This is a genomic window from Microbacterium sp. SZ1 (assembly GCF_002362255.1).
In the GTDB taxonomy this organism is placed as follows: Bacteria; Actinomycetota; Actinomycetes; order Actinomycetales; family Microbacteriaceae; genus Microbacterium.
This window is the reverse complement of the sequence record NZ_LPVV01000038.1, coordinates 210,165-228,117: the sequence shown is the minus strand read 5'-3', so window position 1 is coordinate 228,117 and position 17,953 is coordinate 210,165. Positions and strand designations below refer to the sequence as shown.

At 68.4% G+C, this 17,953-nt stretch carries 14 protein-coding genes; 7 read left to right on the top strand and 7 right to left on the bottom strand.

Translation table 11 applies throughout. From position 1 onward, the window contains the following. The first annotated feature begins 2 nt into the window (after positions 1 to 2). Both leuS and AUC47_RS12830 read left to right on the top strand, forming a co-directional pair. On the top strand, positions 3 to 2,579 hold the full coding sequence (gene leuS / locus AUC47_RS12835; protein ID WP_096715753.1) for a leucine--tRNA ligase: 2,577 nt from the start codon (positions 3 to 5) through the stop codon (positions 2,577 to 2,579). Between the two features lie 111 nt (positions 2,580 to 2,690). After that, entirely contained in the window at positions 2,691 to 3,284 is a 594-nt protein-coding gene (locus AUC47_RS12830; protein WP_096715559.1) for a ComEA family DNA-binding protein, read from the top strand. On the opposite strand, the gene AUC47_RS12825 is transcribed toward AUC47_RS12830, so the two are convergent. Beyond that, positions 3,274 to 3,693, bottom strand: a complete 420-nt coding sequence (locus tag AUC47_RS12825) for a VOC family protein (protein WP_096715558.1) — start codon at positions 3,691 to 3,693, stop codon at positions 3,274 to 3,276. The genes AUC47_RS12830 and AUC47_RS12825 overlap by 11 nt on opposite strands. Positions 3,694 to 3,857: 164 nt before the next feature. Between AUC47_RS12825 and AUC47_RS12820 the strand changes: the two genes are divergently transcribed. The 4 genes from AUC47_RS12820 (at position 3,858) to AUC47_RS12805 (ending at position 9,506) form a co-directional block, all read left to right on the top strand. Beyond that, positions 3,858 to 6,200 (top strand): ComEC/Rec2 family competence protein, encoded by a 2,343-nt coding sequence (locus tag AUC47_RS12820; protein ID WP_096715557.1) that lies wholly within the window; start codon positions 3,858 to 3,860, stop codon positions 6,198 to 6,200. A 62-nt stretch (positions 6,201 to 6,262) separates the two neighbouring features. Then, positions 6,263 to 7,612, top strand: a complete 1,350-nt coding sequence (locus AUC47_RS12815; RefSeq protein WP_096715556.1) for an HNH endonuclease — start codon at positions 6,263 to 6,265, stop codon at positions 7,610 to 7,612. Between the two features lie 158 nt (positions 7,613 to 7,770). Then, positions 7,771 to 8,814, top strand: coding sequence for a DNA polymerase III subunit delta (gene holA, locus AUC47_RS12810; RefSeq protein ID WP_096715555.1), 1,044 nt, complete (start codon positions 7,771 to 7,773; stop codon positions 8,812 to 8,814). Further along, on the top strand, positions 8,811 to 9,506 hold the full coding sequence (locus tag AUC47_RS12805; RefSeq protein ID WP_096715554.1) for a histidine phosphatase family protein: 696 nt from the start codon (positions 8,811 to 8,813) through the stop codon (positions 9,504 to 9,506). Before holA ends, AUC47_RS12805 begins: the two co-directional genes overlap by 4 nt. Positions 9,507 to 9,618: 112 nt before the next feature. Here AUC47_RS12805 and rpsT read toward each other — a convergent pair whose 3' ends face one another. Continuing rightward, complete coding sequence (gene rpsT, locus AUC47_RS12800) at positions 9,619 to 9,879, bottom strand: 30S ribosomal protein S20 (protein ID WP_096715553.1); 261 nt, start codon at positions 9,877 to 9,879, stop codon at positions 9,619 to 9,621. Between the two features lie 164 nt (positions 9,880 to 10,043). Here rpsT and AUC47_RS12795 point away from each other — a divergent pair, with 164 nt between their 5' ends. Continuing rightward, positions 10,044 to 11,312 (top strand): MFS transporter, encoded by a 1,269-nt coding sequence (locus AUC47_RS12795; RefSeq protein ID WP_096715552.1) that lies wholly within the window; start codon positions 10,044 to 10,046, stop codon positions 11,310 to 11,312. On the opposite strand, the gene AUC47_RS12790 is transcribed toward AUC47_RS12795, so the two are convergent. The 5 genes from AUC47_RS12790 to AUC47_RS12770 all read right to left on the bottom strand — a co-directional run bounded on the left by AUC47_RS12790 (position 11,230) and on the right by AUC47_RS12770 (position 17,725). Next, entirely contained in the window at positions 11,230 to 11,985 is a 756-nt protein-coding gene (locus AUC47_RS12790) for an alpha/beta fold hydrolase (protein ID WP_096715551.1), read from the bottom strand. The genes AUC47_RS12795 and AUC47_RS12790 overlap by 83 nt on opposite strands. A 69-nt stretch (positions 11,986 to 12,054) precedes the next feature. Beyond that, positions 12,055 to 13,770, bottom strand: coding sequence for an ABC transporter family substrate-binding protein (locus AUC47_RS12785; protein WP_096715550.1), 1,716 nt, complete (start codon positions 13,768 to 13,770; stop codon positions 12,055 to 12,057). Positions 13,771 to 13,887: 117 nt separating this feature from the next. Continuing rightward, positions 13,888 to 15,819, bottom strand: a complete 1,932-nt coding sequence (locus AUC47_RS12780) for an ABC transporter ATP-binding protein (protein ID WP_096715549.1) — start codon at positions 15,817 to 15,819, stop codon at positions 13,888 to 13,890. Beyond that, positions 15,816 to 16,742, bottom strand: a complete 927-nt coding sequence (locus tag AUC47_RS12775) for an ABC transporter permease (protein ID WP_096715548.1) — start codon at positions 16,740 to 16,742, stop codon at positions 15,816 to 15,818. The genes AUC47_RS12780 and AUC47_RS12775 overlap by 4 nt, the downstream gene beginning before the upstream one ends. Beyond that, positions 16,742 to 17,725 carry an ABC transporter permease gene (locus AUC47_RS12770; RefSeq protein ID WP_096715547.1) on the bottom strand — a complete coding sequence of 328 codons (984 nt, stop codon included), beginning with the start codon at positions 17,723 to 17,725 and terminating at the stop codon, positions 16,742 to 16,744. Before AUC47_RS12770 ends, AUC47_RS12775 begins: the two co-directional genes overlap by 1 nt. Positions 17,726 to 17,953 lie beyond the last annotated feature (228 nt).

Genomic DNA, 17,953 nt, shown 5'->3' with positions numbered 1-17,953 from the left:
CGTTGTCTGAGAACCTGTCCACCTCTCCCGTCGCCGAGGAGACCGTCTCGGCGCACGACATCCAGGCCAAGTGGCAGAAGTACTGGGCGGAGAACGGCACGTTCCTCACCGGCGGCGACGACGACACGCGGCCGCGCCGCTACGTGCTCGCGATGTTCCCGTACCCCTCGGGCGACCTGCACATGGGGCACGCGGAGAACTACCTGTACTCCGACATCGTCGCGCGCTTCTGGCGCCACCGTGGTCACAACGTCATGAACCCGATCGGGTGGGACTCCTTCGGCCTGCCCGCCGAGAACGCCGCCATCCGCCAGGGAGCAGACCCGCGGGAGTGGACGTACCAGAACATCGCGCAGCAGAAGGTCGGCTTCGAGCAGTACGGCGTCTCGTTCGACTGGAGTCGCGTCCTGCACACCTCCGACCCGGAGTACTACCGCTGGAACCAGTGGCTGTTCCTGAAGCTGTACGAGCGCGGTCTGGCCTATCGCAAGAAGAGCCCCGTCAACTGGTGCCCGAACGACCAGACCGTGCTCGCCAACGAGCAGGTCATCGATGGACGCTGCGACCGCTGCGGCGCAGAGGTCGTCAAGAAGAAGCTGACGCAGTGGTACTTCCGCATCACGGACTACGCGGACCGGCTGCTCGACGACCTGAACCAGCTCGAGGGCCGGTGGCCGCACAAGGTTCTGCAGATGCAGCGCAACTGGATCGGCCGATCGGTCGGCGCTGACGTCGACTTCCGCATCGAGGGCCGCGACGAGCCCGTCACGGTGTTCTCGACGCGACCCGACACGCTGCACGGTGCGACGTTCTTCGTCGTGGCTCCGGACGGCGACCTGGCGGCCGAGCTCGCTGCCGACGCTCCGGACGACGTGCGCGAGCGCTTCCAGAACTACCTCGCGGACGTGCAGAAGACGACCGACATCGACCGCCAGTCGACGGACCGCCCGAAGACCGGCGTCTTCCTGGAGCGGTACGCGATCAACCCGGTGAACGGCGAGAAGCTGCCGATCTGGGCCGCCGACTACGTGCTTGCCGACTACGGTCACGGCGCGGTCATGGCCGTCCCGGCGCACGACCAGCGCGACCTCGACTTCGCGCGCGCCTTCGACCTGCCCGTCAAGGTGGTCGTCGACACGACGGCGCCCATCACCGGCGCGATGCGCGTGATCGAGGTCGATGACGAGGGCGTGCCGATCGACGCGGATGCCGCGCTCGACGAGCAGAACCCGGCATTCACCGGCGTCGCGCTCACCGGCGAGGGTCGCATGATCAACTCCGGGTCTCTCAACGGCCTGTCGAAGCGCAACGCGATCGCGCGCGCCATCGAGCAGCTCGAGGCATCGGGCACCGGTCATGCGGCGAAGAACTACCGTCTGCGCGACTGGCTGATCTCGCGGCAGCGGTTCTGGGGCACTCCCATCCCGATGCTGCACGCCGAGGACGGCAGTATCGTGCCGGTGCAGGAGGACAAGCTGCCGGTCGCTCTGCCGAGCGTCGAGGGCCTCGACCTCAAGCCGAAGGGCACGTCGCCGCTGGGCGGAGCCGAGAGCTGGGTGCGCACGGTCGACCCCGTCTCGGGCGACCCGATGCTGCGCGACCCCGACACCATGGACACGTTCGTCGACAGCTCCTGGTACTTCCTGCGCTTCCTCTCGCCGAACAGCGAGACCGAGGCGTTCGACCCCGCTCTCGCATCGCGCTGGGCGCCGGTCGACTCGTACATCGGCGGTGTCGAGCACGCGATCCTGCACCTGCTGTACGCGCGGTTCATCACGAAGGTGCTGTTCGACATGGGGCTGATCGACTTCACCGAGCCGTTCTCGAACCTCATCAACCAGGGCATGGTCCTGCTCGACGGCCAGAAGATGTCGAAGAGCAAGGGCAACCTGGTGCTGTTCCAGGAGGAGCTCGACGCGCACGGAGCGGATGCTCTGCGCGTGGGCCTCGCGTTCGCCGGCCCCGTGGAGGACGACAAGGACTGGGCGGACGTGTCGACGACCGGCGCCCAGAAGTTCCTGTCTCGCGCCCTGCGCATCGCGCACGAGGTGTCGAGCGACGTGGACGTGGTCTTCAAGGGCGGCGACGCGGCGCTGCGGCGCGCGACGCACAAGCTGCTCGCAGAGGCCCCCGGGCTGGTGGAGCAGACGAAGTTCAACGTGCTCGTCGCGCGCCTGATGGAACTCGTCAACGTGACTCGAAAGACGATCGACACCAGCGCAGCCGGTGCCGCCGACCCGGCGGTGCGCGAGGCAGCGGAGACGGTCGCGGTCATGCTCGACCTCGTCGCCCCGCACACCGCGGAGGAGATGTGGGAGGCGCTCGGTCATGAGCCGTCGGTGGGTCTGGTGACCTGGCGGTCGGCCGACCCTGCGCTCCTCGTCGAGGACACGGTGACAGCCGTCGTGCAGGTCGGCGGCAAGGTGCGGGCGCAGCTCGAGGTTCCCGCCCGTATCGGAGAGGCCGAGCTCGAAGCGCTGGCCCGTGCCGACGAGCGCGTGATCCGATCGATCGGCGACCGCGAGATCGTGAAGGTCGTCGTGCGCGCCCCGAAGATCGTGAGCATCGTCGTCAAGTGACGTCGAGAGCGGTCGCCGACCGCTTCTGCACATCTCCGGAGTGAAGCGAGTTGTGCCCGGTGAGGCTTTGTCCGGCCCGGAGACGTCGGCGTGCGCGTCTAGGTTGGCGGGGTGACAGAGTCCCCGCCTCCACCCCGGCTGCGTCGTCTGCGTCTGAGCGTCGGCGCTGCCGTGGTGGTCGCCCTCGTCGTCCTGTCGGGCGCCGTCGGTCTTGGCCTGCTCCGCGGGCAGGCGGCGCCGACCGAGTCGATACCGATGTCGACCGATGAGCCGTCTGTGTCTGCAGCGGGTGAGCTCTACGTGCATGTGCTCGGCGCGGTCGAGCAGCCGGGTCTCTACCTGCTCGACGTGGACGCCCGGCTCGTGGACGCGGTCGCCGCGGCCGGAGGCACCACAGACCAGGCCGATCTCGCCGGCGTGAACCTCGCGCGGGCCGTGACCGACGGTGAGCAGATCGTCGTCCCGGTGCTCGGAGCGGCGAAGGGCGAGCCCGGGGTTGCCGCGCCGGGTGACGACCGGATCGATCTGAACGCGGCGGATCAGGCGGCTCTCGAGACGCTGCCCCGGATCGGACCGGCGCTGGCGGAGCGGATCATCGCGTGGCGCGAGGAGAACGGACGGTTCCAGTCGGTCGACGATCTCCTGGCGGTGCCAGGCATCGGCGAGAAGCTCCTCGCCGGCATCCGCGACGGCGTCAGGGTGTGATGGGGGCCAGCACGAAGTCTCCGGTCTCGCCGGGGTTGACCGCGACCTCCCAGCGGAATCCATCGGGGTCGGAGAAGTACCCCGAGTAGCCGCCCCACTCGCGCTCGCGAGCCGGACTCACGGGAGCGCCGAGGGCGCGTACCTCGTCGAGGACCGCGTCGACCTCGGCAGGGGTGGCCAGGTTATGCGCGAGGGTGACCGGGGCGATGCCGGATGCCGGTGCCTCGCCGATCTCCGCGGTGAAGCCTTCGACCGACCAGAGTGACAGGATCAGTCGGTCCGCGACGGGCAGCATGAGGACGTCGGCGCCGGCGAAGATCGGCCCCCACCCCAGGCCGTCGACGTAGAAGGCCCGGCTGCGGCTCAGATCGGCGACGGCGAGGGTGATGAAGCTGACGCGCTGTTCCATGGCGCGAGTCTCCCACACGCCGCGGACATGGTACTCGGAGAGTGACCGCGTCGGCGGGGGAGGCTGTCTGCAGCGATCCTGCACATCCACGGCATGGGGCAGATTCTCCACTGAACGTGGGTTCGCGGTCAGAGGCCGCGTCCTCTCGCTTCTAGGTTGTCCGGATGGCTGTGCAGACGGAGGCCGCGGGCGAGCACCTGGGACGCGGACCTGGTGCGACGCGTGACCTCCGGCTGCTTCCGCCGGCGGCCGGGGCGTGGGGTGTGGCGCTGGTCTGCGTCTTCGTGCCGGAGACGTCGGGGTGGTGGGTGGGTGCGTGCGCGGCGGCCGCACTCGTCACGGGTGCTGCGATGGTGCTGCGTCGTCAGTCGGCTGCTTCGGCGGGCGGGCTGATGATCGTGGTTCTGACGGTCGGGGCAGCAGTGGCGTTCACCGTCATGTCGGAGACGGTGCATCGTGCGGCGGTGCGGGAATGGGACGGCAGGGTCGTCGAGGCGGTGGGCGAGGTCGCATCGTCGGCCTCGGTGGGGCGGGACGGGCGCTTGTGGATGGACCTCCAGTTGAGCGGGATCGGATCGCCGGGTGGTGTGCGTCCCGCGTCCGCGCCGGTGCGCGTCGGCGTCGAGCCGGCCGAGGGATTCGACCTCGGGGCGATCGTGCGGGTGACCGGCGAGAGCGCGTCGACAGAACCGGGGGAGCGTGCGGCACTCGTGCTCTTCGCGAGCGCGTCTTCGGTGGAGCGGGAAGCGGCGGGCGTGTTCGCCGTGGCGGCCGGGCTGCGGCACGCATTCATCGAACGCTCGACGCGTCTTCCCGAGCCCGGCGCTGGACTCCTGCCGGGCCTGGCCGTCGGCGACACCCGCGCGGTCGGTGCGGAGCTGAACGACGCCATGCGCACGAGCGGACTCAGTCACCTCACCGCTGTGAGCGGTGCCAACTGCGCGATCGTCGTGGGAGCCGTGGTCTGGTTGGCATCGCTGTGCGGCGCGGGGCGTGGGCTCCGCATCCTGCTCGCAGCAGGGGGACTGTCGGGGTTCGTGATCCTGGTCACGCCGGAGCCGAGCGTGATCCGAGCCGGTGTCATGGCGGGGGTGGCCATGATCTCGCTCCTGATCGGTCGCCCCAGCGCCGGAGCGGGGATGCTGGCGCTCAGCGCGGCCGGCATCCTCATCGTCGATCCCTGGCTGGCGTCGACCCCGGGCTTCGCACTCTCAGTGGTCGCGTCCGGCGCGTTGATCCTGCTGGCACCCATTCTGTCGCGAGGGCTCGCCCGGTGGATGCCGTCGCCGCTCGCTCTTGCGATCGCCGTCCCTCTCGCGGCCCAGCTCGCCTGCGGTCCGATCATCGCGTTGTTCGCCGAGAAGCAGTCCCTCGTGGGGCTCGCGGCGAATCTGCTCGCCGCGCCCGCGGCGCCCGTCGCCACGGTGATCGGCCTGCTCGCCTGCCTTTTCGCTCCGGTGCCAATGCTCGCGGATGTCCTCGCTGCGACGGCCTGGCTCCCGGCGTCATGGATCGCTGCCACCGCGGACGTGACGGGGCGGCTGCCGTTCGCCGAGGTGGCGGTCCCTCCGGGTGTGCTCAGTGCCCTCGTCGTGGCGGCGCTGAGCGGCGCGGTCGGAGTCGTCGTCGGCGGGCACGGACGCCGTTTGCGTGTGCTTCGGACGGTCGCCGTTTCGGTGCTGTCAGGCGCACTGGCCCTTGGCGCCTCGCACGTGGTGCTCTCCGGTCCGCTCGCGCGCATGACCACTCCGACAGGCTGGACGATCGCGATGTGCGACGTCGGGCAGGGTGACGCTGTGGTGGTGCGGTCGGCGCAGGAGGTGGCGCTGATCGACACCGGCCCGGACCCGGCGCTGCTGGACGATTGTCTTCGCGCGCTGGGCGTCGCTCGGCTCGATCTGTTGGTGCTGACCCACTTCGACCTCGACCATGTCGGCGGAGTCGACGCTGTTCAGGGCCGGGTGGGGACGGTGGTGCACGGCCCTCCGGGTGAGACCGCCGACGAGAAGACGCTCGAGCGATTGGCTGAAGGGGGTGCGGTGGTCGAGGAGGTATACGCACGGGTGCGCGGTGATCTCGGTGATGCTCAGTGGAGCGTGCTGTGGCCTGCGCGAGACGAGAAGGCGTTCCCTCCGGGGAACGATCTCAGCGTGGTTCTGGAGATCGAAGGCGGGGGAGTGCCACGATCGCTGTACCTGGGTGATCTCTCCGCGGAGTCGCAGAGCGTGTTGCTGAGGTCTCAGCGGGTGCGTGGCGTTCATCAGGTCGTCAAGGTGTCTCACCACGGGAGCGGTGACCAGGAGCCGGCGCTGTACGAGGAGATCACGGCGACGATCGGGCTGATCGGCGTGGGCGCGGAGAACGACTACGGACACCCTCGAGACGAGGCGCTCGCGATGCTCGAGACGGCGGGTACGACCGTGCTGCGCACCGATCTGGACGGTCGGGTGCTCGTGGGCCCGGGAGTGGACGGATTCGAGATATGGAAGGAACGAGGGTCTCCGTGACCTGCATTCGCTCTGTATCGGCATATCGACCGTGATTCGAACATAGTTACTAAACTGGGAGCATGACTTCATCGCATTTGGCTCCGCTTCTCGAGGCGTTTCAGTGCCTCGATGAGGCGTGGGCGGATGCCGGGAACGGCGCGGAGTTGTCTCGGGCGCAGCTGCTGGCCGCTCACCGGGCGATCGGTGTGGTGCAGCGCCGGTTGGATGGTCTGCATGCCGAGGTGGCGGCGGGGATCGCACGGGAATCGCGTCCGGAACTCGGATCTGAGGGTTTGGCGAAGCAGCAGGGGTTTCGGTCGCCGGCGACGATGATCGCCGCGACGACGGGAGGGTCGACCGGCGATGCGTCGCGGTTGGTGAAGGTCGGCGAGGCGACCGCGCCCCGGGCGAGCCTGCTGGGGGAGGCGCTGCCGCCGCGGTACCCATTCGTGCAGAGGGCGTCGATGTCGGGGGAGCTGAGCGGGGCGGGTGCGGCGATCATCGTGACGCTGCTCGATCGTGCTCGCCTCACGGTCGACCTCACGCGCGTCGGTGAGGCGGAACGGCTGTTGGTGGAGCGGGCGCGAGGGCTGTCGCTCGACGATGTGCGCAAGCTGGTCGTCCGCGCCGAGGCGTGGCTCGATCCCGACGGCGTTGCCCCGCGGGAGGAGCAGGCGCGCGCGGGGCGGTCGCTGACGATGTTCGAGCGCGACGGGTCCCTGCACCTGACCCTGCAGACCGACATCGCCTCGGGCGCACCGATCAGAGCAGCGATCCAGGCGTTCGTCGGGGCGACGTTCCAGGCGCGTGCCCAGGCACCGGACCCGGAGGCGGAGGATGCTGATCGCCGCAGTGTGGCGATGATCCAGGCCGATGCGCTCACCGCGATCTGCGAGCACGCCACCGTCTGCGACAACGGCGGGATGCCGGCCACCGGCGCGACCGTCGTGGTGCGGGTGTCCCTCGACGACCTGACCGAGGGGACGGGCGTCGCGACGATCGACGGCACCGACCGGCCCGTGAGCATCAGCACCTGCCGGCGCATCGCCGCGAGCGGGGGAGTGATCCCCGTGGTTCTCGGATCCGACAGCGAGATCCTGGACTGGGGGCGCGAGAAGCGACTCTTCACCCGGGCTCAACGTCTGGCCCTCGTCGAACGCGACGGCGGGTGCGTGATGTGCGGACTTCCACCGCAGATGACCAAAGCCCACCACCTGCGATGGTGGCAGCGCGATACCGGTCCGACGGATCTGGTCAACGGGGTGCTGCTGTGCGAGTCGTGTCACCATCGCGTCCACGACAACGGGTGGGACATCCGCATCCACGGCACCGGCACCCAGGGGCGGGTCTGGCTCATCCCACCCGCCACCGTCGACCCCACCCGCACCCCACGCCTCGGCGGCCGCGCCCGCTACGACATCGCCGCCTGAGAGAGTCCAACGCGTGCGCGAGCGTCCGTCGCTCGCGGACTGTGCTCGGTCCGACCTCGGGCGCTGTCCCGCTTTGCCACCGTGTGCTGTGCCGCTCTGACGTTGCGCGGCGCGGCGTGACGGGTCTGATGTCGGTAGGCCCCCGGTAGGCTGAAACCATGGCTGCTGCGCGTACTCCTTCCCGAGGCGCGGCGTCGTCGGCCAAGATCCCTCAGGTCTCCTGGCGCGATCCGCGCCCCGCTCCGATCGTGCTCGTATCCGGCCCTGAAGAGGTCTGCGCGGAGCGCGCGATCGCGGGTGTCCGCGACTACCTGCGCGCTGAGGATCCCGCCCTCGAGGTCACCGACGTCCGCGCCGACGACTACGCGCCCGGAACCCTCCTTGCGCTCACCTCCCCGTCACTGTTCGGTGAACCCCGGCTGGTGCGCGTCGCCGGCGTGGAGAAGTGCACCGACGCCTTCATCCAGGAGGCGGTGTCGTACCTCGAGCACCCGCAGGAGGGCGCGACGGTCATCCTGCGCCACACGGGCGCGAGTGTGCGCGGCAAGAAGCTGCTCGACGCCGTCCGAGCGGGCACCGGTGAGGGCATCGAGATCGCGTGTCCCGCGATCAAGCGCGACGGCGACCGGGTGGACTTCGCGGCTGGCGAGTTCAAGGCGGCGAAGAAGCGCATCGCCCCACCGGCGCTGCGAGCACTCGTCTCGGCGTTCGCCGACGACCTCACCGAACTCGCCGCGGCCTGCCAGCAGCTGATCGGCGACGTCGAGGGCGACATCACCGAAGAGGTGGTCACGAAGTACTACGGCGGCCGCGTCGAGGTCTCGGCCTTCGTCGTCGCCGACACGGCCATCGCCGGACGGTACGGCGAGGCACTCGTCGCCCTGCGCCATGCTCTGGCGTCGGGCGCGGACCCGGTGCCCATGGTCGCCGCATTCGCCATGAAGCTGCGCACCATGGCGCGCGTCGCAGGCAACCGCGAGCCGAGCCGTCAGCTCGCGCAGCGATTGGGCATGAAGGACTGGCAAGTCGACCGCGCCCGCCGCGACCTCGCGGGGTGGAACGAGTACTCGCTCGGACTCGCGATCCAGGCGACGGCGCAAGCGGATGCCGAGGTCAAGGGTGCCGCACGCGACCCGATCTTCGCGCTGGAGCGCATGCTGACCGTCATCGCCACACGACGCCCCTTCGGAGAGGAATCATGAGACTGCTGCTCATCCGCCACGGACAGACGCCGAGCAACGTGATCGGCGCGCTCGACACCGGGCGGCCCGGACCCGGCCTCACTCCGCTCGGTCATGCGCAGGCGTCGGCGATTCCCGCGGCTCTCGCCGACGAACGCGTCGACGCGATCTACGCCTCGCCCCTCGTGCGCACTCAGCTCACCGCCACTCCGCTCGCCGACGATCGAGGGCTGGACATCGAGGTCGTCGAAGGGCTCGAGGAGATATCCGCCGGCCGCTGGGAGATGCACAGCGACCGCGAGGCGATCGAGGGCTACGTCAGTGCCGCGCGGCGCTGGCTCACCGGCGACCTCGGCTTCGCGATCGAGGGTGGTGAGAGCGGCACGGAGCTCCTCGCGCGCTACGACGCGGCGATCGCCCACGTCGCGTCCCGCAACGTCGACGGAGCAGCCGTCGTCGTCAGCCATGGCGCGGCGATCCGCGTCTGGGCCGCCGCGCGACTCGACGGCATCGATCTCGACGACGCCGTGCACTGGCGCCTGTACAACACGGGCATGTGCGTCATCGAAGGCACCCCCGACGAGGGATGGCGCCTCGTCTCGTGGCAGCAGGAACCGCTCGGCGGCCTCGACCTGGAAGACCCATCCGCCCTGGACGTCCCCGCCGAACCGGTGGGGGAGCCCGGCGAGCCGGTCGAGACACCGGCCGGCTGACCGCCGCCGCGCCGCGCGATCGCACTGGCGACTACGAGGCGCACAAGAGCACACGACGCGCACGAGAAAGGGCCCGTCTCGATGAGACGGGCCCTTTCTCGGTGGTCGATGCTCAGAGAGCGGAGACCTGCTTGGCGATCGCCGACTTGCGGTTCGCAGCCTGGTTCTGGTGGATGACACCCTTGCTGACGGCCTTGTCGAGCTTGCGGGACGCGTTCTTCACGGCAACCTCGGCAGCGGCCTTGTCGCCCGAGGCGATAGCGGTGCGGGCGGCGCGGATGTGCGTCTTGAGCTCGCTCTTGACGGCCTTGTTGCGCTCGCGCGCCTTCTCGTTGGTCTTGTTGCGCTTGATCTGCGACTTGATGTTTGCCACGTGTGGACGCTTTCTATACGGAGGTTGTTCGGAATGCCGGCAGAAGAAGAGGGCTTCCGCGCGGCGGTCGTGAGGGAAGAACCCACACGCAAGCCAAGAGATGAGTCTACCAGCAGTCGAGGCGTTCCCCCTAAACGGGCGGACACGGGTGCACAATCGACCCTATGACCGACAGCGCTCGCGTGGGAGCCCGCTGGATCACTCTGTTCACGGTCGCCTGGTTGGCGATCTGGATGGTGCAGCTGACCCCGGTGCAGCTGCTCCTCCCACTGCAGCTCGATACGCCCGAGGACGACTGGATCCGCGGTGTCGTCTCATCGGGCCTCGTCCTGGGTATCGGCGGCCTGGCGGGGATCGTCGCGGGTCCGGTCGCCGGCGCGCTCTCCGACCGCGCCGGCGCCGGACGTCGCCGACGTCGCCCCTGGGCGCTCGGGGGAGCGCTGCTGACGGCCGCAGCCCTCGTGGTCACCGGCTTCGCGGATGGCCCATGGGCTGTCGGTCTGGCATGGGTCGGCGTCTCCGTCGGCATCGCGGTCTCCTCGGCGGCGTTCACCGCCCTGATCGCCGACCAGCTCCCGGAGACGCGGCGGGGCTCGGCATCCGCCGCCGTCGGGTCGAGTCAGGCCGTCGGTATCGTGCTCGGCGTCGGGGTGGTCGTGCTCCTGGGTCTCGGCATCCGCGACGGCTACCTGCTGCTCGCCGTGATCATCGCCCTCGCGGGTACGGCCGCCGCGCTGCTCCTCCCTGATCCTCCCGCTGCCGCGCGAGTCGTGGCGGTGCAGCGACGCAGTCCATTGCTCGCCTCGCTCCGCGACCGCGACTTCGCCTGGATGCTGTCGGGACGGCTCGTCACGAACATCGGGAACGCGCTCGGCACCGCTCTCTTCCTCTTCTTCCTGCTTCACGGCCTGCACCAGGACACGGTGGCCGCGCAGGACAACCTGCTGCTGCTCATCGTCGTCTACACGGTGTTCGTCGTGCTGGCGGCGGTGCTCACCGGCATCCTCTCCGACCGCTCGGGGAACCGGCGCACGCTCACGGTCGCCGCGACGCTGGTGCAGGCGGCATCCGGCGTCGTGATCGCGATGATCCCCACATTCGAGGCGACGATGGTGGCGGCCGCGCTCATGGGCATCGGCTACGGAGCCTTCTCGACGGTCGGGCTCGCGTTCGCCGCCGACCTGCTGCCCGATGAGAGGGATCACGCCCGCGATCTCGGCATCGTCACGGTGACGGCCGCGCTCGGGCAGCTGATCGGACCGGTGCTGGGCGCGGCGCTCGTCGCGCTGGTCGGCGGGTTCTGGCTCGTGTTCGCGGCGGCGGCGGTGTTCTCCCTGGCGGGCGGCGTGCTCACTGCCCAGGCGCGGCGTCCGCACTCGAGTCGGCCTGCTCGGCATCGACCGTCGCGATCGCCAGACGCAGCACCGCGTTGAACACCCGCGGACGCATCGCGGTCACGAGGTGCGTCGTGCGCGGGACGACGATCAGCTCTGCGTGCGGGGCCAGTCGCAGGAAGAGCGCCTCGTTGATGCGCAGCTGGTCGTATTGGCCGTTGACGAACCACAGCGGCACGCGGATCCGCTGTACTGCGGTCGCTAGATCGAGCGCCGCGAGATTGCTCAGCGCGATGTCCTGCGTGTCGAGGGCGTAGCCGCCGGCGGCGAAGTCGGCGCGTGTGTCGACGGGGATCGTGGCATCGAGGATGCGCTTCGTGATCCACATACCGCGGTCGGGAAGCCGGTCGACCGCGCGCGCGATCATCCGATACGCACGAAGGCCGGCGCCCCGGGGGAGCGCGGTGCAGGATGCCGCGACCAGGGCGGCCACCGGAGGCTTTTCCGAACCGCCGACGTAGGCGAGGCAGAGCAGGCCGCCCATCGAATGACCGACGAGCAGCACCGGTCCGCGTGAGGCGGCGTCGCGCACCGCCGCGTCGATCGTGTGCAGCGCTTCGTGCAGGGTGAAGTCCTCCGCCATGCGGGTGCCATGGCCGGGCAGATCGACCGCGACGGCCGGGACCCCGGCCTCCTCGAGATACGCGAGCTGCGAGCGCCACATCGTCGCGGAGGTGCGGATGCCGTGCACGAGGACGATCTGGACGGTCACGCGTTCAGCATAGAGAAAGCGGGGCCGGTGGATACCCACCGGCCCCGCTCATGCGATCAGGAAGACCGCTTACTTCTCGTAGCCCACGTTCTCCACGGGCGTGATGCCGAAGAGGTCGAGACCCACGTAGGGCTCGGGCGTGAGGTTGGCGAGACCCTCCTTGACGGTCCAGATCTCCGGGCCGTTGAGGACCGGGATGATGCCCCAGGTCTTCGCGAAGATCTCGGACTCCATCTCCATGGCCCTCTTGGTCTGCTCCTCGGGGTCGGAGATCGTCTCCAGCTCCTCGTGGATCATCTTGTCGATCTCCTCGGTGCCGGTGCCCGACAGGTTCAGGCCGCTGTCCGAGCAGTACAGCTGGCAGAACCAGGCAGCACCGAACGGGTCGGACGACGTGAAGTTGAGGAAGAAGATGTCACCGTTCTGCGTGGTGTAGTCCTCGGCGAAGTCCGCCGACGGGCGGGTGTCGATCGTGACCTCCACGCCGACCTCCTTCAGCTGAGCCTGCACGGCCAGCGAACGAGCGCGCGCGGTCTCCGTGTCGGAGTGCACCGGGAAGACGAGCGACAGGCGCACGCCGTCCTTTTCGCGGATGCCGTCGGCACCCGGAACCCAGCCCGCCTCGTCGAGCAGCTTGTTCGCACCCTCGGTGTCACCGTCCTTGCGGCCGGCCTCCTCCAGAGCGTTCACGTAGTTCGGCTGGAACGAGAACAGCGTGAGGGAGCCGGCGGGCTCCTCGGTGTAGTTCAAGCCGTTGAAGACGATGTCCTTGACCTGCTCGATGCTGATCGCCTCGAAGACGGCCTTGCGGACCTCGAGCTCCGACAGAGCCGGGTTCGTCGAGTTCAGCGTGAAGATCGCGTTCGCCGTCGCCTGACCCTTGTAGGTCTTGACGCCGTCGAGGCCCTCGACCTGGGCGAGGAGCTCGGCGCTGCCGGTCTCGGCCATGTCGACCTCGCCGTTGCGCAGGGCGTTGACCGCGGCGGTCGGCTCCATCTGGATGAAGGTCACCTTGTCGAGCAGCGGAGCGTTGCCCCACCACTTCTCGTTCGGGACGAGGGTGACGACGCCGCCGGTCTTGTCGTAGTCCTCGACGGTGTAGGGGCCGGCTGCCCACTCCGGGTGCCAGTCGCCGAGGAACGCGGTGTTGAAGAGCTCCGGGGTGTTGACCGCCGGGTGCAGAAGCTGCGAGTAGACCATCTCGGGCCAGGCGAACTCACCCTTGAAGGTGACGATGACGTCGCGGTCGTTCTCGCCGGCCTCGACGGATTCGATCTCCTTCCAGCCGTCGGTCGCGTTCGGCTGGTACTCCTCGTTCTCGCCGCTCTGAGCCATCCAGGTGGCCTTGAACGCGGTGACGTCGATCGGAGTGCCGTCGTTCCAGACGGCCTTCTCGTTGACCTTGAAGTGGAGGACGGTCTTGCCGTCCTCGACACCGAAGGAGTAGTCGTCGAGGTACGCGTCGTTCTTCTTGACCGTGCCGTCCGGATCCATGAGGAGGATCTGCGGGCGGAACCACGTGCCGATCTGCGTGACGCGTGCGTCGCCGTCGCTGTGGAAGTAGTTCAGCTGCTCCGCGATGTTCGAGACCGGGATGCGCAGCTCGCCGCCCTCTGCGAGGTTCTCGCGAGGCTGCGGGTTGTAGTCCGCGCCTTCGACCGTCTGGGGGCTGTCGCCCTCGCCGCCGTTGCCGCCGCCGTTGCCTGCCGGCGCACAACCGCTCATGACGAGTGCGAAGGCGGCGCCGAGAGCAGCGATGCCCATCAGCTTCTGATGCCGTTTCATGGTACTCCTTAGTGCCTGTCGGCCTATCTTGGGGATGAGGGCAGAATAACTCTGCGTCTCACGGGCGAAACCGTCTGCGCGCCGTTCGTTATCGGACTGTGCATAACGGGATACTGCTCAGCTGACGGCGGCCGTTTCGGGGTCGAAGCCGTCCACAGGGAGGATGATCCGCTCGCGGGTGCGCTCGATGTCGGGGTCGGGGATCGGGATCGCCGACAGCAGTGCCTTGGTGTAGGGATGCTGTGGCGCGTCGAAGACCTGGTCGACGTCGCCGTGCTCGACGAACTCGCCCTTGTACATGACGGCCACCCGATCGGCGATGTGCCGCACCACCGCGAGGTCGTGGGCGACGAAGAGGTACGACAGCCCCATCTTCGCCTTGAGCTCGTCGAGCAGGTTGATGACGCCGGCCTGGATCGACACGTCAAGCGCCGACACGGGCTCGTCGAGCACGACGACCTTCGGGTTCGTGGACAGTGCCCGCGCGATGCCGATGCGCTGACGCTGACCGCCCGAGAACGCCTGCGGGAACCGATCGCTATGCGCGGTGTCGAGACCGACGAGACCCATCAGCTCCTCGACGCGGTCGAACACCTCATCGCGGCTCATCCCGATCGCGAACATCGGCTCGGCGATGATGTCCCACACCGTCATGCGCGGGTCGAGCGCGCCCATCGGATCCTGGAACACGATCTGGAGGTCGCGGCGGAGCCGGCGCTCCTCGGCGCGGTTCTTGATGTCAGCGACGCTCGTGCCGCCGATGCGGATGTCGCCGTCCTCCTGCTTCACGAGATCCATGATCTGCAGCAGCGTCGTGGTCTTGCCCGAGCCGGACTCGCCCACGATCGCGAGGGTCTCGCCCTGTCGCACATCGAAGCTGATGCCCTTGACGGCGTGCACCTCGCCCACCTTGCGCTTGAACAGCGCGCCCTTCATGAGCGGGAAGGTCTTGGTGAGGTTGATCGCCTGCAGGGTGATCGGCCGCTCTTCGCGGGGAACCCTCGAGAGGCTGCCCTCGGGGATCTCCGGCGCGGGGAACACGGGGAGTCCGCCGATGGTGGCGTCGTCGTCGATGTCGTCGGCACGGATGCAGGCGACCGTGTGACTCGCGTGTCCATCGGTGGAGACGGGCAGTAGGTCGGGCTCGCGCTCCCGGCAGGCGTCGATCGCGATCGGGCACCGAGCCGCGAAGGGGCAAGCGTCGGGCAGGTCGATGAGGAGCGGCGGGTTGCCCTTGATCGGAATCAGCGGCACCTTCTCGGTCTTGTCGACGCGCGGGATGGCGCCGAGCAGGCCGATCGAGTACGGCATCCGCGTGCGGTAGAAGAGTTCGCGCACGGGGGCGTGCTCCACGGGCTTGCCCGCGTACATCACGAGCACGTCGTCGGCCGTCTTCGCCACGACCCCCATGTCGTGGGTGATCATGATCATCGCGGCGCCGGTCTCCTGCTGGGCGGTCGCCATGAGCTCCAGGATCTGTGCCTGGATGGTGACGTCGAGCGCCGTGGTCGGCTCGTCGGCGATGATCAGCTTCGGATCGTTGGCCATCGCGATGGCGATCACGACGCGCTGACGCATACCGCCCGAGAACTCGTGCGGGAACGACTTCATCCGACGTTCGGGCTCGGGGATGCCGACGAGCGTCAGCAGCTCGACCGATCGCTCCCAGGCCGCCTTCTTCGAGAGGCTGCGGTGCACCGTGAGAGCTTCGATCAGCTGGTCGCCGACCGTGAACACCGGGGTGAGCGAGGTCAGCGGGTCCTGGAACACCATCGCCATGCCGTTGCCCCGGATCACCGAGAGCTGCTTGTCGGTCTTCCCCAGCAGCTCCTGACCTTCGTACACGATGGAGCCGGTGATCTTGGCGTTCTCGTCGAGGAGGCCCATGATCGCGAGCGACGTGACGGACTTGCCGGAACCGGATTCGCCGACGATGCCGAGCGTCTTGCCCGCCTCCAGGTCGAACGAGACGCCACGGACGGCATCCACGCGCCCGGCCTCGGAGGGGAAGCTGACCCTGAGGTCGCGGACGGAGAGAACGGTACTCATGCGCGACCTCCAGCCGCCGAGGTCGGATCGAGGGCGTCGCGGAGACCGTCGGCGATGAGCGCCATCGAGACGGTGAGCAGGGTCAGTGCCGCGGCGGGGAAGTAGAACAGCCAGGGAGCGCTCACGAGCGTGCTCGAGCCGTAGCCGATCAGGGCGCCGAGAGAGACGTCCGGCAGCTTCACGCCGAAGCCGAGGAACGACAGCGCCGTCTCGGTCAGCACGGCGGAGACGACGCCGAGCGTGAAGTTGATGACCAGCAGCGAGCCGATGTTCGGCAGCATGTGCCGGAGCACGACGCGCATGCCGGACAACCCCGCGTAGCGGGCCGCGTGCACGTACTCGCGCTCGCGGATCGAGAGCGACAGCGTCCAGATGATGCGGGCGGGGAAGAACCAGCCGACGATGAAGACCATCACGAGCGAGATGACCAGCCAGTTGCCGCCCGCGTCGTTGGAGATCATCGCGAGGATGAGGAAGTTCGGCACGACCATCATGAAGTGGATGATCGCGAGCATGATGCGCTCGTACGCCCCGCCGAAGTAGGCGGCGGTCGTGCCGACGATCGCCGAGACGACGGTCGTGCCGACGGCGACGAGCGCGGCGATCATCATCGAGCGCTGGAGCCCGACGGCGACCTGCGCGAAGTTGTCGTTGCCCGACCCGTTCGTGCCGAACCAGTGATCGGCCGACGGCCCCTTGCGCAGCGCCAGGAAGTCGAGGTCGGTGTGGCTGTAGGGAGCGATGAGCGGTCCCACGATCGCGAACAGGATGAGCGCCGCGAGGATGACCACGCCGATCACGGCGCCGCGGTTGCGCAGGAAGCGTCGCGTGTAGAGCGACAACATCGTGGTGCGCTTACGGCTCCTCGGCTTCTGCGGCTGCTCGGTGATCTCAGGGGAGACCCCGATGGCTTCCAGGGACATCAGCTCACCCGCACTCTCGGATCGAGGACGACGACGGTCACGTCGGCGAGGATGGCGCCGATCGCCGTCATCAGGGCGCCGAATGCCGCGACCGCGACGACGCCGTGAATGTCGTTGTTGTTGAGGGTCGTGATGAAGTACCGACCCATTCCGTTCCAGTTGAAGATCGTCTCCGTCAGCACTGCGCCCGTGAACACGGCGGGGATCGTGAAGGCGACCTGCGTCGTGACCGGAATGAGCGACGTGCGCAGGGCGTGCTTCCGGATCGCCTGCTGCTTCGTGAGGCCCTTCGCCCGAGCGGTGCGCACGTAGTCGGCCTTGATGTTATCAAGCAGGAGCGAGCGCTGCAGGAAGTGGATCTGCGCGTAGCCCGTGATGACGAGCCCCAATGTGGGCAGCGTGAGATGTTGCAGCACGTCTATGAGGACGGGGAAGAATCCTTGGACCCCCGGACTGGAAGACCCTGTGACGTAGAAGACGGTCGTGCCCACGGCGTTGTTGAAGGCGATCGCCAGCAGCACCAGCGCGAAGCCGGCGACGACGGTCGGGATGTTCATCGTGATGATGCTGGTGCCCTGGCCGATGCGGTCGGCGAGCTTGTACTGGCGCGATGCGGTGTAGACGCCGAGCGCGATGCCGAGCACGGTCGTGATGATCGTGGCGCCGAGCACGAGTTCCGCGCTGACCCAGACGCGATAGGCGACCTGCTCGTTGACCGACTCCCCGGTCGGGCCGAGACCCCAGTCCCACCGGAGGATGATTCCGGAGAACCAGGTCCACCACCGCTCGACGAGCGGCACCGACTCGCTGAGGTTGCGTGGGCGGAGCAGGTTGTCGATCTGCTCCGGGGAGAGCGGCGGGCGCCGACCGACGTAGTTGTTCTCCGGATCGAGGTACAGCCACGCGAGGAAGTAGGTGATGTTCGTCGCGATGACGATCATCAGCAACCAGCCCAGCAGGCGGCGCACGAGATACTTGATCAAGGTGTTGATTCTTTCTCTTTTACAGACGCGCGCGGGATCTGCCGACGCAACGCTGAGCCGGAGGACAGTCAATCACCATCTGCCGATCTGCGCGACACGACACCTGCACTCGAATGTGACGGAGTCTCGTCGCTCGCGGAATCCGGTTTCGGGGTCGGCTCCCGGGCAACCTGGGCAGAATATCACCGGATTCGGCGAATCGAGCATCGACGGCGCGTCACCGTAGAA

Coding starts and splice junctions, on each gene's coding strand:
- AUC47_RS12825 (WP_096715558.1), bottom strand. CDS start 3,693: ATGGAACAGCGCGTCAGCTTCATCACCCTCGCCGTCGCCGATCTGAGC.
- AUC47_RS12785 (WP_096715550.1), bottom strand. CDS start 13,770: ATGAAACGGCATCAGAAGCTGATGGGCATCGCTGCTCTCGGCGCCGCC.
- AUC47_RS12775 (WP_096715548.1), bottom strand. CDS start 16,742: ATGTCCCTGGAAGCCATCGGGGTCTCCCCTGAGATCACCGAGCAGCCG.
- AUC47_RS12805 (WP_096715554.1), top strand. CDS start 8,811: ATGAGACTGCTGCTCATCCGCCACGGACAGACGCCGAGCAACGTGATC.
- AUC47_RS12820 (WP_096715557.1), top strand. CDS start 3,858: ATGGCTGTGCAGACGGAGGCCGCGGGCGAGCACCTGGGACGCGGACCT.
- AUC47_RS12815 (WP_096715556.1), top strand. CDS start 6,263: ATGACTTCATCGCATTTGGCTCCGCTTCTCGAGGCGTTTCAGTGCCTC.
- AUC47_RS12780 (WP_096715549.1), bottom strand. CDS start 15,819: ATGAGTACCGTTCTCTCCGTCCGCGACCTCAGGGTCAGCTTCCCCTCC.
- holA (WP_096715555.1), top strand. CDS start 7,771: ATGGCTGCTGCGCGTACTCCTTCCCGAGGCGCGGCGTCGTCGGCCAAG.
- AUC47_RS12795 (WP_096715552.1), top strand. CDS start 10,044: ATGACCGACAGCGCTCGCGTGGGAGCCCGCTGGATCACTCTGTTCACG.